Origin of the sequence: Tenacibaculum larymnensis (assembly GCF_028829235.1) — a bacterium.
Lineage (GTDB): Bacteria > Bacteroidota > Bacteroidia > Flavobacteriales > Flavobacteriaceae > Polaribacter > Polaribacter larymnensis.
On record NZ_JAIWJY010000007.1, the window covers coordinates 175,800 to 192,307 of the forward strand.

At 33.4% G+C, this 16,508-nt stretch carries 14 protein-coding genes; 10 read left to right on the forward strand and 4 right to left on the reverse strand.

Annotated elements, in window-relative coordinates:
* The first annotated feature begins 121 nt into the window (after positions 1-121).
* From LCI24_RS11805 to LCI24_RS11815, 3 genes are read left to right on the forward strand one after another with little or no spacing between them, the layout of a single operon-like run.
* Complete coding sequence (locus tag LCI24_RS11805; RefSeq protein ID WP_274640556.1) at positions 122-898, forward strand: IclR family transcriptional regulator; 777 nt, start codon at positions 122-124, stop codon at positions 896-898.
* A gap of 9 nt (positions 899-907) precedes the next feature.
* On the forward strand, positions 908-1,474 hold the full coding sequence (locus tag LCI24_RS11810; RefSeq protein WP_274640557.1) for a Crp/Fnr family transcriptional regulator: 567 nt from the start codon (positions 908-910) through the stop codon (positions 1,472-1,474).
* Positions 1,475-1,532: 58 nt separating this feature from the next.
* Positions 1,533-1,985 (forward strand): DoxX family protein, encoded by a 453-nt coding sequence (locus LCI24_RS11815; protein WP_274640558.1) that lies wholly within the window; start codon positions 1,533-1,535, stop codon positions 1,983-1,985.
* A 69-nt stretch (positions 1,986-2,054) separates the two neighbouring features.
* Here the strand turns inward: LCI24_RS11815 and serA are convergent, their stop codons facing one another.
* Both serA and LCI24_RS11825 read right to left on the reverse strand, forming a co-directional pair.
* Entirely contained in the window at positions 2,055-3,947 is a 1,893-nt protein-coding gene (serA, locus tag LCI24_RS11820; protein ID WP_274640559.1) for a phosphoglycerate dehydrogenase, read from the reverse strand.
* Positions 3,948-4,116: 169 nt separating this feature from the next.
* Positions 4,117-4,926: a UbiA prenyltransferase family protein gene (locus LCI24_RS11825; RefSeq protein ID WP_274640560.1), complete on the reverse strand. Its 810-nt coding sequence runs from the start codon at positions 4,924-4,926 to the stop codon at positions 4,117-4,119.
* 131 nt (positions 4,927-5,057) lie between these two features.
* Between LCI24_RS11825 and gcvP the strand changes: the two genes are divergently transcribed.
* Entirely contained in the window at positions 5,058-7,913 is a 2,856-nt protein-coding gene (gcvP, locus tag LCI24_RS11830; protein WP_274640561.1) for an aminomethyl-transferring glycine dehydrogenase, read from the forward strand.
* 51 nt (positions 7,914-7,964) lie between these two features.
* Here gcvP and LCI24_RS11835 read toward each other — a convergent pair whose 3' ends face one another.
* Positions 7,965-8,252 (reverse strand): hypothetical protein, encoded by a 288-nt coding sequence (locus LCI24_RS11835; protein ID WP_099216293.1) that lies wholly within the window; start codon positions 8,250-8,252, stop codon positions 7,965-7,967.
* Positions 8,253-9,035: 783 nt separating this feature from the next.
* Between LCI24_RS11835 and LCI24_RS11840 the strand changes: the two genes are divergently transcribed.
* The 3 genes from LCI24_RS11840 (at position 9,036) to LCI24_RS11850 (ending at position 11,504) form a co-directional block, all read left to right on the forward strand.
* Positions 9,036-9,905, forward strand: a complete 870-nt coding sequence (locus tag LCI24_RS11840) for a zinc-dependent peptidase (protein ID WP_274640562.1) — start codon at positions 9,036-9,038, stop codon at positions 9,903-9,905.
* 227 nt (positions 9,906-10,132) lie between these two features.
* A complete protein-coding gene (locus LCI24_RS11845; protein WP_274640563.1) occupies positions 10,133-10,669 on the forward strand; it encodes a hypothetical protein in 537 nt (178 codons plus the stop codon).
* A gap of 457 nt (positions 10,670-11,126) precedes the next feature.
* On the forward strand, positions 11,127-11,504 hold the full coding sequence (locus LCI24_RS11850) for a DoxX family protein (RefSeq protein ID WP_274640564.1): 378 nt from the start codon (positions 11,127-11,129) through the stop codon (positions 11,502-11,504).
* A 402-nt stretch (positions 11,505-11,906) separates the two neighbouring features.
* Here the strand turns inward: LCI24_RS11850 and LCI24_RS11855 are convergent, their stop codons facing one another.
* Positions 11,907-13,538, reverse strand: coding sequence for an ABC-F family ATP-binding cassette domain-containing protein (locus tag LCI24_RS11855; protein WP_159492530.1), 1,632 nt, complete (start codon positions 13,536-13,538; stop codon positions 11,907-11,909).
* A gap of 1,010 nt (positions 13,539-14,548) precedes the next feature.
* Between LCI24_RS11855 and LCI24_RS11860 the strand changes: the two genes are divergently transcribed.
* Genes LCI24_RS11860 through LCI24_RS11870 form a run of 3 tightly spaced genes read left to right on the forward strand, consistent with a single transcriptional unit; the run spans position 14,549 to position 16,502 of the window.
* Positions 14,549-15,592 (forward strand): hypothetical protein, encoded by a 1,044-nt coding sequence (locus tag LCI24_RS11860; RefSeq protein ID WP_274640565.1) that lies wholly within the window; start codon positions 14,549-14,551, stop codon positions 15,590-15,592.
* On the forward strand, positions 15,592-16,005 hold the full coding sequence (locus LCI24_RS11865) for an STAS-like domain-containing protein (protein ID WP_274640566.1): 414 nt from the start codon (positions 15,592-15,594) through the stop codon (positions 16,003-16,005). Before LCI24_RS11860 ends, LCI24_RS11865 begins: the two co-directional genes overlap by 1 nt.
* 2 nt (positions 16,006-16,007) lie before the next feature.
* Complete coding sequence (locus LCI24_RS11870; RefSeq protein WP_274640567.1) at positions 16,008-16,502, forward strand: hypothetical protein; 495 nt, start codon at positions 16,008-16,010, stop codon at positions 16,500-16,502.
* Positions 16,503-16,508: the final 6 nt, after the last annotated feature.

A 16,508-nucleotide genomic window follows, 5' to 3' on the forward strand; every position in this document is an offset into this window, starting at 1 on the left:
TCAAAAACACTAAAGATACTTTATTTTAATCTCAAAATAAAACCAAAAGCGTTTCACATAATAAAACGGTGTTTTATAAATCTACACATTTTTATTATATTAGTCAAAATATTTTCACTAAATGAATGCTGATTCTAAAAACTTAAATCAATCTATCATAAAAGCTTTTTCTGTTTTAGATGCTTTTACTGATGACAAAAAAGAATGGGGTGTTAGAGAACTAGCTACTAAAACTGGCTATAACAAAAGTACTGTATACCGGTTACTTAGTACTTTAGTTTCACTAAACGTTGTACAACAAAATGACAACGAAAAATATCAATTGGGTAGTAAGTTGTTTGAATTAGGAAATCGTGTTTCTATTTATAAATCACTTAGAAATTTAACCAACACACCAATACAAAAAGTTGCCTTAGAAATTCAAGAAACGGTTTTGTTAGGTATTTTAAAAGAACAGCAAGTATTCCACATTAACAAAGCAGATAGTTTACAAGGACTCAAAATAAGTACCTCAATAGGCTCTTATGCTCCCATTAATGGAAGTGCTATTGGAAAGTTATTGCTAGCTTTTGCTTCACCAGAAACACAAGAAGACTTTCTAAATTCGGTTACACTAAAATCTTTTACTAAAAACACCATTACCTCTACTTCAAAATTTAAAGAAGAATTACTACTAATTCAACAACAAAAATTTGCATTAGACGTAGAAGAATCAGAATTAGGTTTGGTATGCATTGCCATTCCCATTTACAACAATAAAGGAAAAGTAATTGCAGGTATTAGTGCCTCTGGACCTTCTAGCAGGTTTAAAATGGAAAATGTTTCTAGTTATATTCAAATTTTACAAAAAGGAGCTAATACCATAGAACAGCATTTAAGTGATTTTGATAGTTTATAAAATTGAATCATGAAACAAATAACAACACTCTTACAATCTTTCGCGAACATTTCTGACAGAGATTCAGCCTATTTTATTTCAAAACTAAAAAAAGTTGAGCTTCGAAAAAAGGAAGTACTCTTAACCAAAGGAAAAACAGAAGATTATCTATCATTTGTTGAAGAAGGTACTTTGAGATTGTTTATTCCTAAAATTGAAAATGATGTAACGTTTGGTTTTGTATTTAAAAACAGCTTTGTTAGTGCTTATGATTCTTTTTTAACTCAAACCCCTTCTGAATACAGTATTGAAACTTTAACTCCTACTATTTTATGGAGATTATCCTTTGACGATTTAGAAGACATTTATCAAAACACTATGATAGGCAATGAAATAGGGAGAAAAAATGCTGAAAGTTTATTCTTACTAAAATCAAAAAGAGAGCTTTCTCTATTAAACAACACTCCAGAAGAAAGGTACCTCAACCTTTTTCATGAAAGACCTGAACTAATCAAACAAATTCCACTAAAATACATAGCTTCTTATATTGGCGTAACTCCACAAGCACTGAGCAGAATTAGAAAACGAATTTATTAACCCAAGTTCATTGATTACTCTTAAAAGTTTCTTCAATTTTGAATAAATTTTATAATCAATGAAACCTTTATTTGTTTTACTATTTGTATTCTTAATTTCAATAGGAATCCAAAAATTACTATTGAAAAATATAAACTACTCCCTTTCTGGTAGAATTGCCATGTGTGCAATGCTCTTATTTACAGCTTTAGGACATTTATTATTTACTGAAGGTATGAGCAAAATGATTCCAGATTTCATTCCTTTAAAACCAACTGTAGTACTTGTAACAGGTGTATTTGAAATTTTACTAGCTATAGGTTTATTATTTCCTAACTACCAAAAAACTACAGGTTGGATTCTTATTGTTTTCCTATTACTTATGCTTCCTGCCAACATAAAGGCTAGTTTAGAAAACTTGAATTACCAAACTGGAACTTATGACGGAAAAGGACTATCTTATTTATGGTTTAGAATTCCATTACAACTCTTTTTTATTGCTTGGGTTTACTTTTCCTCCTTAAAAAAGTAATCACAAACAAAAACAAGGTCTACATTTTACTGTAGACCTTGAATAGTATAAATTACTTAGAATACGTTTTTAATACAGTACTCTAAATTTAATTGTTCCTTCAACTTTTTTAAGTTTCGTTATTACCTCTTGATTATACTCTTTATCAACATCGGTAATTACATATCCAACTTTCTCATCTGTAGACAAGTATTGCCCAGTAATATTCAATTCATATTTTGCTAATACCTTATTAATCTTTGCCATTACTCCAGGTACGTTTTTATGAATATGTAAAAAACGGTGTGCGTTTTTATGTTTTGGTAAACGAATATTTGGGAAATTAACCGCATCCACCGTATTTCCTGAATTGATGTACGCCATAATTTTATTCGGAACAAAATCAGCGATATCTCTCTGAGCTTCTTCTGTACTACCACCTACATGCGGAGTTAAAATCACATTATCCAACCCTTTTAATTCAGTGTAAAACTCACCATTTTTTCTTGGCTCTTCTGGATACACATCTACCGCTGCTCCAGCTAATTTACCTGATTTTAACGCATCCACCAATGCTTCAATATCCACTACAAATCCACGAGAAAGATTTACCAAATGAGCACCATCTTTCATTTCAGCTAACTCCTCCTTACCTATATAGTTTTTATTTGCTGAATTATCATCAACATGTAATGTAACTACATCTGAAATGTTCAACAACTCTTTTAATGTATCTATTTTAGTTGCATTTCCTAAAGACAACTTATCTTCTACATCATAATAATACACATCCATTCCTAGAGCCTCAGCTAAAACAGATAGTTGCTTACCAATGTTTCCGTAACCAACAATCCCTAGTTTTTTACCACGAACCTCTCTTGAACCTTGTGCTGTTTTATTCCACTGACCGTTATGAATTTCTGTACTTCTTTGAAATACACTACGCATTAACATAATAATTTCACCAATAGCTAATTCAACTACCGAACGTGTATTACTATAAGGAGCATTAAAAACTACTACTCCATTCTCTTTACATGCATCTAAATCAATTTGCTTTGTTCCAATACAAAAAGCAGAAACCACCATTAGCTTTTCGGCAGCTTCAATAACTTTACGAGTTACTTGTGTTTTAGAACGAATTCCTAACACATGAACATCTTTTAATTTTTCAATCAATTCATCTTCCGATAAACTTCTTGAAACAGTTTCTACAGAAAAACCATCACCTGTTAACTTTGTAAAAGCATCAGGGTGTACATTTTCTAGTAATAATATTTTAATTCTGTTCTTTGGGTATGATAGGTTTCTAGGCAACTTGTTAACGTATAAAAATTCATCTAAATTTGGTGTAATATGGTCGGCATTTGCGATAGTTTTATCTCTCGACACATTTTCTGTATAAGCAAAAAAAGTATCAGCAACACCTGCTTCTTTGGTAACAGCATCACTATAGCCATCTCCAATTACTTGTACTTCACCTTCTAAATTTAAGGATTTTAAACAATCTATCTTTCCATTATGCTTAGATAATGGGTTTTGAGTATCAAACCCTACAATAACTCCATCTGTATCAAATTCAAAAGTATTTGCAAATACTCTTTCAGACGGAATGTTATATTCAGCTACGATAGGGTCTATAAATTCTTTAAACCCTGCTGAAATCACGTAAATATCATCAGAAAAGCTTTCAAAAAACTCTTTATTTCTTTCTATAGAAGGAGATACTTTTTGTTTTAATTCTTCAATTAATAATGGTAAATCAGATTTTTTAGCACTTAATAACCGAATACGTTTTTCTAAGGATTCCGTAAAGGACATTTCTCCATCAATTCCTTGATTGGTAATGCGGGTTACTTCTTGAATAACCTCTTCTTTTTTCGGACTCCCATTTAAGGTGATTTCGGCCAAAACATCTAATGCTTCCACACTGGTAAGTGTGCTATCGAAATCGAAAACGAAATTTCGTTTTACTAAATTCATGTTACTTAATTTGTGTTTTTGTTATTGTGTTGTTAAGCCAACGAATGTACAAAGGTTTTCTTAAAAACACATATTACAAAACCCTTAAGTTTCAGTTTTTAACTATAAAAAATACGCTACTTACAAGCTATTACTTTTTAAGTTCTAATACTTCTAAAAAACTTCAGTTTTAAACTAACAAAAATAACCACCAAAAAATTGGTATGGCTTCAACCCAAAAAGAGCTATAGTATTTAGACTGATTTGTTTTTGCTCTCATCAACAGAAATAGTAGTACAGTAAACAACACTAAAAAAACAGTTCGAAAATGAGTATTCGGGCTAATCATAAATTCCAACACCAAACATAATCCAAGCAGAACAACTCCAAACTTCTTAGTGTACTCTATACCTATCTTTTTAGGGATTGTTTGCAAAGAAATAGCATCATATTGCACATCTCTTATATCAAATGGAAGGATTAATACTACCACCAATAAAAAACGTTGTATTGCAGATAGGTACACCTCAGTTGTAAAAGAAGTTTCACTGGCATATGTAGGTAACAATACCGTAGTTGCAGCCCATACCAAAGCCACTACTATTATTTTTAAATAACCAATACTTCGTAAGTTTTTTTGGAATCCACTTAAAAAAGGCACTGCATATAAAAAAGTTAAAACTCCTAGAGGCACAAAAAACAATAATGTTCTTAGAGGTAATAACCATGCATAGTAGCACATTAACAAGAAGCAAATCAATGAAAATATTTGAATGATTTGCAGGTTTTTAGTCAAACTTCGGTGATGGAGTTTCGCAACTCCTGCATATTTAACAAAATTATACCCAGTAATTGTGGCAAAAAACACAAAAAAACTCAGTGACTCATCGTATAAAAAACCAAAATATAATTCTGTAATTCTAAACAAAGAAAACACCGCTAAGGCTACATGGATACTAGAATTTATATAAAAATCGAGTGCTTTTTTAAAAAGGTTCATCTAACAAAAATAACTTTTATGTTTATAACCAGCTGTTTTGGTTAATAAAATATTGTTTTTAACAAAAAAATATGTAGTATCAAATCAACCAATTTCACTATTTTTGAGGCACGAAAAACAACAACACAATAATGAACACAAATTCATTTCAACTTAGGCATATAGGTCCTCGTGTTAAAGATCAGGATCAAATGCTTCAAACAATTGGCATTGAGAGTTTAGACCAATTGATTTATGAAACTATTCCCGACGATATTCGTTTACAAAAAGAGCTTGATTTAGCTCCTGCCATGAGCGAATATGAATACCTAAATCACATCAATGAATTAGGTGCTAAAAACAAAGTTTTTAAAAGTTATATAGGTTTAGGATACCACGAAGCTATTTTACCTAGTGTTATCCAACGTAATATTTTAGAAAACCCAGGATGGTATACTGCTTATACTCCTTACCAAGCTGAAATAGCACAAGGACGTTTAGAAGCCTTGTTAAATTATCAAACTATGATTTGTGATTTAACAGGAATGGAGTTAGCGAATGCTTCGTTATTAGACGAAAGTACTGCTGCTGCTGAAGCTATGGCTTTATTATTTGATGTTCGTGAAAGAACACAAAAGAAAGCTAACGTAAACAAGTTCTTTGTTTCAGAAGAAATTTTACCACAAACCTTATCGGTATTACAAACACGTGCTATTCCTATTGGAATTGAATTAGTTGTTGGTAACCACCAAGAGTTTAACTTCTCTGAAGAATTCTTTGGAGCTATTGTACAATATCCTGGTAAGCACGGACAAGTATATGATTATACCGATTTCGTTGCTAGCTGTAATGCCAATAACATTAAAGTAGCTGTAGCTGCTGATATTTTATCGTTAGTAAAATTAAAAGCTCCTGCTGAATTTGGTGCTGATGTTGTTGTAGGTACTACGCAACGTTTTGGTATTCCTTTAGGATACGGAGGACCTCACGCTGGATATTTTGCTACTAAAGAAGCTTACAAGCGTAGTATTCCTGGTCGTATTATTGGAGTTACAAAAGATGTTGACGGTGGTCGTGCTTTACGTATGGCATTACAAACACGTGAACAACACATTAAACGTGAAAAAGCAACTTCAAACATTTGTACTGCACAGGTATTATTAGCTGTTATGGCGGGTATGTATGCTGTATACCACGGTAAAGATGGTTTACAATACATTGCAGATCGTGTACACACAAGCACTGTAACCTTAGCAAAAGCTTTAACAGATTTAGGTTTCAAACAAAAAAACAGCGCTTATTTCGATACTATTTTAGTTGAAGTTGAAGCAGACAAGTTACGTCCAGTAGCAGAAGCTAACGGAATCAACTTTAACTACATCGATGCAGAGCATGTTTCAATCTCTGTAAACGAAACTGTTGGTTTAAAAGAAATCAACGAAATTGTTGACTGTTTCGAACAAGCTTTCAATATCAAAGATATTTTAGTTACTGAATTTACTTCAGCTGACGTAATTCCTGCAGATGTAAAAAGAGCAACTTCTTTCTTAGATAACGACATATTCAATACGTATCAATCAGAAACTGATATGATGCGTTATATCAAAAAATTAGAACGTAAAGATTTAGCATTAAATCACTCAATGATTTCTTTAGGTTCTTGTACCATGAAATTAAATGCTGCTTCTGAAATGTTACCGTTGAGTAATCCTCAATGGGGAAATATCCACCCATTTGTACCTTTAAACCAAGCGGAAGGATACCAAATAATGTTAGATAACCTTGAAAACCAATTAAACGTTATTACTGGTTTTGCTGGTACTTCTTTACAACCTAACTCTGGTGCACAAGGTGAATTTGCTGGATTAATGACTATTAGAGCATATCACGAAGCAAATGGAGACACCAACAGAAACATCTGTTTAATTCCTGCATCTGCTCACGGAACTAACCCTGCATCTGCTGTTATGGCGGGTATGAAAGTGGTAGTTACCAAAACTGATGAAAGAGGAAACATCGATGTAGAAGATTTACGTGCAAAAGCTGAAAAACACGCTGATAATTTAGCTGCTTTAATGGTAACTTACCCATCTACTCACGGAGTATTTGAAAAGGCTATTAAAGAAATTACGCAGATTATTCACGATAATGGCGGACAAGTATATATGGATGGTGCAAACATGAACGCACAGGTAGGATTAACAAATCCTGCAACTATTGGTGCCGATGTTTGTCACTTAAACTTACACAAAACATTTGCGATTCCTCACGGTGGTGGTGGACCAGGTGTTGGACCAATTTGTGTAGCTCCTCAATTAGTTCCGTATTTACCTACCAACCCTGTAATAGCAACTGGTGGTGACAATGCCATTACTGCTATTTCAGCAGCTCCTTGGGGTTCTGCATTGGTATGTTTAATTTCTTACGGATACATTACTATGTTAGGTGCCGACGGGTTAACAAACTCTACTAAGAACGCAATTTTAAACGCAAACTACATTAAAGAGCGTTTAAAAGGACACTTTAGCACTTTATATACAGGAGAAATGAACCGTGCTGCTCACGAAATGATTTTAGATTGCCGTGAGTTTAAACAAAACGGAATTGAAGTTACCGATATCGCGAAGCGTTTAATGGACTACGGATTCCACGCGCCTACTGTATCTTTCCCTGTAGCAGGTACAATTATGGTAGAGCCAACCGAATCGGAAGGTGTCGCTGAATTAGACCGTTTTTGTGATGCGTTAATCTCTATTAGAAAAGAGATTGCTGAAGCGAGTAAGGAAAATCCTAACAACCCGCTTAAAAATGCACCACATACGCAAGAAATGTTAACTGCTGATGAATGGGATTTACCATACTCTCGTAAACAAGCAGCATTTCCTTTAGATTATATTGCAGACAATAAGTTTTGGCCTTCAGTACGTCGTGTAGACGATGCTTTTGGTGACCGTAACTTAATTTGTTCTTGTAATCCTATTGAAGACTATATGGAAGCGGAAGCTTAATAAGTATAACACCTATAAAAAAAGACCTCGAAATTTCGAGGTCTTTTTTATTTATGCTACTCTTACAATTCTTTCTAACGGAATAATGGTTGCCTGTTTTAGAATTACTGAAGTATCAGTAATACCCCAAACAGTAGTTTCTACTTTTTTTAAGCCATCCATATCCATAAAAAATATTTTTACCTTTTCTCTTTCTAAGTTTCCTAAAGATAGTGCTCGTTGTAAATCTAAAATACGATTTACCATTGCTTTCTTTTTGTTTAACACCTCTTCTTTTGGAAATTTCAAGAACTTAATTTGTTCTTTTGCTACAGTCTGAAAATTTAAGTTTGTAGTCATATATATTGGGGAATTTATGGTTACTAATTAAGTGGTATGTATAAATACAATACATTAATCCTGTTGCCAATGTATACATTCCAAATCTTATTTACAAATAATCTAATAAAACAATATAAATTTTAACACTTACGAAAAACAAGTAGCTATTTTTCAATAAACACTCAATAAAATAAATAAACAATTGCAAAACACTCAACATTAAAAACTTAAATATCATTACTAAAGAAGATTACTTCGTTTCCCTCACAATAATGAAACCATCCCGTCATCTCGAACTGGAGCAACGCGGAATGTGAGAGATCTCAATAATGGAAGTTACTGACTTCATGAGATTCCTCTCATCCGTTCGGAATGACATAAAATTAATCGCAATGACGAAACATGCTGTCATCTCAAACTAAAGCAACGCGGAATGTGAGAGATCTTAAGAATAGGAGTTAGTTACTCACCTCATGAGATTCCTCCTATCGTCGGAATGACGTAAAGTTAATTGTAATAATAAAACCGAACGCCATAGCTAGGAAGCTCGAAATGAACAACGTGGCTATCTTTTTATCGACACACAATAAACAGATTGCTTCGTTTCACTCGCAATGACGATAATCTAGACGTCATTTCGACAGAGCGATTTTATGAGCGACGAGAAATCTCAACAATAGGAGTTACTCACCTCATGAGATTTCTCCCTCTGGTCGAAATGACATCACAATAAAGTGTCCCCACTCTACCCTATTTTTATATATTTGAAAAAAATTACTACTAGTCACAACGCTATTTTAAATGACTTATCTATCTATAATTATACTCGTAGGTATTTTTCTTGTATTCAAAAAAAACACCTCAACCACTAAGTGGAAACAACCTACAACTCCTTTTCCAAACAAGTGGAAAGTTATTTTAACTAAAAAAGTTGCTTTTTACAACGCACTCACTCCTGATGAAAAAGAATTGTTCGAGTTTAAAGTTTTTGAATTCCTATTAAATCATGAGGTTATTGGTGTTGATGTTACAGTTACAATTACCGACAAATTACTGATAGCTTCTAGTGCTGTAATTCCTATTTTTAATTTTCCTGAATGGCGCTATCCTAACATCAAAGAAATTATTTTATATCCTGCTATGTTTAACGAGCATTTTGAAACCGAAGGAAACAACCGAAGAATTTTAGGAATGGTAGGTAACGGGTATTTAGAAGGAAAAATGATTTTATCTAAACCTGCTTTACATTTAGGTTTTGAAAATGAAACTGATAAAAAGAATACTGCCATCCATGAGTTTGTACATTTAATTGATAAACTAGATGGTAATATTGACGGAGTACCACATGTATTATTAGAAAAGCAATACAGTATTCCGTGGGTAGACTTAATCAACAAAAAAATTGAAGAAATATACAACGACGCTTCTGATATCAATCCCTATGGTGGGACTAACAAAGCGGAGTTTTTCTCGGTTGCAAGCGAATACTTTTTTGAACGTCCGAAGTTATTAGCCAGAAAACATCCTGAGCTTTATGCGTTACTGGAGCAAATCTTTAAACAAGATATGGACGACATGAACCTGCATTTAAAACGTTTGGATATTTCCAGAAACGATCCTTGTCCTTGTGATAGCGGTGTGAAATACAAGAAGTGTTGCGGGGTAAACTAGACCTTCTCCTCTACTCGTCATTTCGAAGGAGGTACGACTGAGAAATCTTAAGCATAAGAACTACTCACCTCTTGAGATTCCTCACATCCGTTCGGAATGACATAAAATTAATCAGAATGACACTTACTGAACGTCATAGTGAGGAGTGATAACGACGCGGCTATCTTTTTGTTCGATACACAACTAATTCTTACATTTACTTAAAAAAGTAACTTACATTTTTTGTTATGATAGAAAAGTTGATTGAATACGAAAAAGACGAACTTGATAATTGGTATAATACTTCTGTGGAATTCTCCGATAACTTCATGAAAGAATTTGTTATGTATGCTAATAACCACAAGAGCAAGGTTATCAATTATACTCTTAGCTCTGAACCTTCACTTATATCATCACACAATATAATATATGAAGCCCTTTCAACTTATTCTACAGACTGGAATGATTTTCTTTTTGATGAACTAAAAAGAATTTTAAACATTGTTGAAAAAGAACCAAAAAAATATCGAATCTTAGAGGTTATTGATTCCTTTGAAGTAGATAACATCTATGATAATGATTTTAGTTTTTTTGAAAAAATGATTAATTTATTATTTCAATATCATGACAACGCTAAAAACAAAAAAGTAAAGGGACATACCAGTTATGTCCTTCAAGATTTACTAACTGAAGCCGGTGAAGACTATAAGACTCGACGATGGTGGTCTAAAATGGATAATATTATAGAAGATTACCACAGAACAGAAATACTAAAAAAATCATAGCTTCAATTCCATCTTTATTTCAATTAAAATATTAGCTGAAGAAACCTAAATATCAGTCATAAGAGTTATTCACCTCTTGAGATTCCTCACATCCGTTCGGAATGACATAAAATTAATCAGAATGACACTTACTGAACATCATAGTGAGGAGTTATAACGACGCGGCTATCTTTTCTTCAACTGACAGATTGCTTCACTTCGTTCGCAATGACAATAAACAAGACGTCATAGCGAGGAGTGGTAACGACGTGGCTATCTTTTTCTCGGTACACGATATACAGATTACTTCGTTTTACTCGCAATGATGATTAGGCTAGACGTCTTTTCGACAGAGCGATTTTATGAGCGACGAGAAATCTCAACAATGTAAGATACTCACTTTCATTTTGTTATCAATTTTATATTTTCATATATTTAAAAAACTAAAAAACAAATTACTAACCCCAAACTAACTACTATGAAACAAAAAATTCTATTTGTATTAAGTCTACTTTTCGGATTAATGTTTATCAATTCAGGATTAAACAAATTCTTAAACTACATGCCAATGCCAGAGGATTTACCCGAAAAAATGATGAGTGCTATGACCGCTATGATGGAAATTGGTTGGCTAATGCCCCTAGTAGCTATTGCTGAAATTTTAGGAGGTATTCTTTTCATTATTCCAAAAACTAGAGCCTTAGGAGCTGTAGCTATTTTTCCTGTAATGATAGGAATTATGCTAACTAACATTTTTCAAGCTCCATCTGGACTTCCTATTGCTTTAGCATTATTTGCTATTAATCTTTGGGTAATTTATGAAAATCGTGACGCTTATCAACACATGATAAAATAAGAACAATCGTCATTACAAAGGAGGGTACGACTGAAGTAACCTCTCCATCAACTAACAGATTACTTCGTTCCACTCGCAATGACAAAACATACTGTCATCTCGAACTGGAGTAACGCGGAACGTGAGAGGTCTTAACAATGGAAATTACTGACTTCATGAGATTCCTCACATCCGTTCGGAATGACGGTAATCGAGACGTCATTACGAAGGAGGTACGACTGAAGTAATCTCTCCATCAGCTAACAGATTGCTTCACTTTAGCCTGTCTTGAGCGACAGCCGAAAGGCTCGCAATGATGATTAAGCTAGACGTCATTTCGACAGAGCTATTTTATGAGCGACGAGAAATCTCAACAATGGGAGTTACTCACATGAATGAGACCCCTCCTTTCAGTCGGAATGACTACAAATCAATTTCCTTTAACGCTTTGATATTATTACGCTCTAAGAATGCATCAATCGTTTCAAAGTGTTCTATGACACGTTGGTCTTTAAACTCAAATACTTTTTGAGACAATCCTTGTAAGAAATCACGATCGTGTGATACTAAAATCAACGTTCCGTCGAAATGTAATAAAGCTTCTTTAATTACCTCTTTTGATTTTAAATCTAAGTGGTTCGTAGGCTCATCTAATATCAACACGTTTACTGGCTCTAACAACAACTTTACCATTGCCAAACGGGTTTTCTCTCCTCCAGAAAGTACTTTTACTTTCTTTTCTAAATCATCTCCCGAGAACATAAAACGTCCTAATATATTTTTGATTTGCGTTCGAACATCTCCCTCGGCAACCTCATCTACGGTTTGGAAAATTGTTAATTCAGGGTCTAACAATGATGCTTGATTTTGAGCAAAATATCCTACTTTGGCGTTGTGTCCTAAACCACATTCACCCTCAAAATCAATTTCTCCCATAATCGCTTTAATCATGGTTGATTTTCCTTCTCCGTTTCTTCCTACAAACGACACCTTTTCTCCACGAGCTATAGAGAAACTTGCATCTTTAAATACGGTTAAGTCTCCGTATTGCTTCGTCAATCCTTCCACTTTTACAGGATAATCTCCCGAACGTGGTGATGGTGGAAAACGTAATTTTAAGGCTGAAGTATCTACCTCATCTATTTCTACAGGAACTAATTTTTCTAACATTCGTTCACGTGAAGCTACTTGATTCGTTTTTGAATAGGTTCCTTTAAAACGCTCGATAAATGCTTTGGTATCGGCAATAAACTTTTGTTGTTCTTGGTAGGCTTTTAACTGATGTGCACGACGTTCTTTACGCAACTCTAAATAGTGTGAATAGTTCGCTTTGTAATCGTGAATAGTTCCCATCGTTACCTCAATGGTACGGTTGGTAATGTTATCAATAAACGCTTTATCGTGCGAAATTACCACTACTGCTTTAGCTTTGTTTAATAAGAAATTTTCTAACCAAATTACCGATTCGATATCTACGTGATTGGTAGGCTCATCTAACAAAATTAAATCGGGTTTTTGTAGTAAGATTTTCGCCAACTCTATACGCATACGCCAACCTCCACTAAACTCTGAAGTAGCTCTTTCAAAATCTTCTTGTTTAAATCCTAACCCTTTTAAAGCTTTCTCTACTTCTGCTTCGTAGTTTATTTCTTCTAACGCGTAGTATTTCTCTCCTAAATCCGATACACGCTCGATGATTTTCATATAATCATCCGATTCATAATCGGTACGGGTTTCTAACTGTTTGTTGAGGTCGTCCATTTCGGCTTTCATAGCAAAAATAGATGCAAATGCTTTAGATGCTTCTTCTTTTACCGTGCAATTGTCTTCCATTAACAAGTGCTGAGGTAAGTAAGCGATTACGGTATCTTTCGGACTACGAACACCTCCTTTAGTTGGTTTAGAAACTCCTGCTATAATTTTCATCATGGTGGATTTTCCTGCCCCATTTTTACCCATTAAGGCAATTTTATCGTTTTCGTTTATTACAAACGAAACGTCGCTAAACAGGGTGTTACCACTAAACTCAACCGTTAATTGATCTACCGTAATCATACAAAATATTTTAAGCGGCGAAATTAGCAAAAATGGTGTATACCTTTGATAAAAATTTAGTGTAACCTGAGTTTTATAAATTAACTAAAATCAATAGGGTGTTATGTCGATAGCATAAAGTATGAGTGATGAGACATCTCAACAATAGATGTTACTCACTTTAATGAGATCCCTCTTTTCAATCGGGATGACGCTTTCTAGCGATCTTTAATGGTAAAAACCAACACCATATACGGCTGCTTACTCATACTACAACTAACAAAATTCTACTTTTAAGTATTGGTTGATAGCTTTTTCTTGACCTTTTTTAATGCTTACACCGAGAGCGTTTTGTAAAATCTGTTGGGATTTGAGGCTACGGCTTGCAACGTTGTCAGCTTTTTTACGTGTGCTATTAATTTATCTATTGCCGTAGTATTAGCGACCCATGCCGTGGTGTTAACGGAGCATGCCGTGATATCAGCGACCCGTGCCGCGGTGTCTGCGGAGCATGCCGTGATATTAGCGACCCGTGCCGTGGTGTTAACGGAGCACGCCGTAATATCAGCGACCCGTGCCGTGGTGTCTTCGGAGCATGCCGTGGTATTAGCGACCCATGCCGTGGTGTCAACGGAGCATGCCGTGATATTAGCGACCCGTGCCGCGGTGTTAATGGAGCATGCCGTGATATTAGCGACCCGTGCCGTGATATCAGCGACCCGTGCCGTGATATCAGCGACCCGTGCCGTAGTGTCTTCGGAGCATGCCGTGATATCAGCGACCCATGCTGCGGTGTCTTCGGAGCACGCCGTGATATCAGCGACCCATTCAAGCTTTTATGATCGCTAAAACAACTTTTATTACCTAAATAATTAAGCTTATGGGATTCCGTAAGAAATTTAAATTATTATTGTTAAGTTCGTAAAAGCATAAACAAACATAAATACAATCATAAACCTACCAAAATGGTTGTATAACGATGTATTATACATCTATATAAACAAGTTGTATGCAATTACTAACCAAACTAAATGAAAAAGAATTACAAGAAAATTAAATATAAAAAGTGGCACGATAAAAGATGTCAAAAAATTGGGAAAAAACCAAAAAGGAATAAACCTTATGACCCAAACAAATTACCGATTTATAAAAATTCTAGAATTGAATTTATAAAAGCAGAACCAGTAATTGCACCAAAAAATATCTGCTTACTTTCAGAAACACATAAATCATTGGAATTTTACAGAGAACTAAGAAGGGAGAGAAATATTTCTAAAATGGGTAGAAATTGCTTTGTACAAATGGATATTTCTAAAGTTGAAGAATTTGACTATAGTTCTATTTGTGTTTTAATTGCAATAATTAGAGATTTAAAGTCAAAAGGAATATCATTAAGAGGTAATTATCCAAATAATCTTGAATGTAAAAATAAGATTATTGAATCAGGAATATTAACTTTTATGTATGACAATAATGGTAAACCATTTAAAAAATCTGAAAAATCAGATTTACTATTTATTGAAAAAGGTTCAAAAATGTTGACTAGAGAAGACAATATTCGTATCAGTAAAACTGTAACAAAAGTTGTAAAACATTTAACTGGTAATGAAAGTCATTTACCAAAATTAAGAACTATACTTTTAGAAATATGCGGTAATTCAATTGAATGGGCAGAGACATATAATAAACAATGGCTATTTGGCGTAAAATATGATGATGATAAAGCTATTTTTACAATTACAGATGTTGGCAAAGGGATTTTAAAAACCTTAAATAAAAAATTTAAACACAAGCTACGAGATACATTTTTAATGAAACAAGATGATGAAATTTTGCAAGGTGCGTTTATAAAAAAATATGGCTCTAGTTCAAGAAAAGTAAATAGAAATAAAGGACTACCTTCAATTAAAAATGGAAGTGATATAGGAATAATACAAAATCTTAAAGTAGTTACTAATAACGTAATCTTACATTATGACAATGAATTTAAATCGGAACTTTTAAATAAGCACGAATTTCGCGGAACTTTATATAGATGGGAGGTCACAGCAAATACAATATTAAAAGCTAGCTAATGGAAAATACAATATACATAAAAGATTTTACTGAATATCCAGGTTTACGTCATTGTTCTATAAGTGACGATTCAGGAGAAGAATACTATCATTCAATACTAAATCACGCATTTAAAAACTCTTATGAAAAAAAAGAAAAATTAGTTTTAAATCTTGATTTTACAGCTGGATACGCACCTTCTTTTTTGGATGAAGCTTTTGGAAATTTAATCTACGATTTTGGAATTGATATAGTCAATAATCTTTTAGAGATAATCTCTGAGCAAGAACCTGACTTAAAAGAGATGATAATATCTGAAACATTTCCACAATGGGAAGAAAGAAGAAATAATAATGACGAACCGAAAAAAACTAAAAAACATAAAGAATGGTTTAGATTAGTTAATGGTAAGTTATCAATTAAAAACAATTAATTATGTGTTGTCCTAGTTCTATTTCTCTAGAAACAAGTGATGTAATTGCTATAATTGGGGTCATAATAAATTCATTTCTTGCTATTTGGATTGTGAAAACTTTACAAAACAATCTTGCTAACAAAAGATACTTAAAAGACCATTTAATTCAAGAAGTCAAAGACTTACGTAGTGAATATAAAAAGTTTTTGAATGAACTTTATCAAGGTAAATTAAGACCAAAACAAATTCTTCCTTGGTTTAAATTAATGAATATTAAAACTCAAGATGTTATGGAAATAGTTAACCAAAAATATGGTCTTGATAAAGATGTTTTGAGAAACTATCAAATTGAATTAAGGAATATCGTTACAGAACAAGAGGAATTCAATGAAAATTTTAAAGAAAATAAATGTTTTCCTCTAAAAGAAAGTTCTTTAAAAGAAATACTTCAGTTTCAACAGAATAACAATTCTAAATTTAATAAACTGATTATAGAAATAAACGATAAAAAATAACTGCAT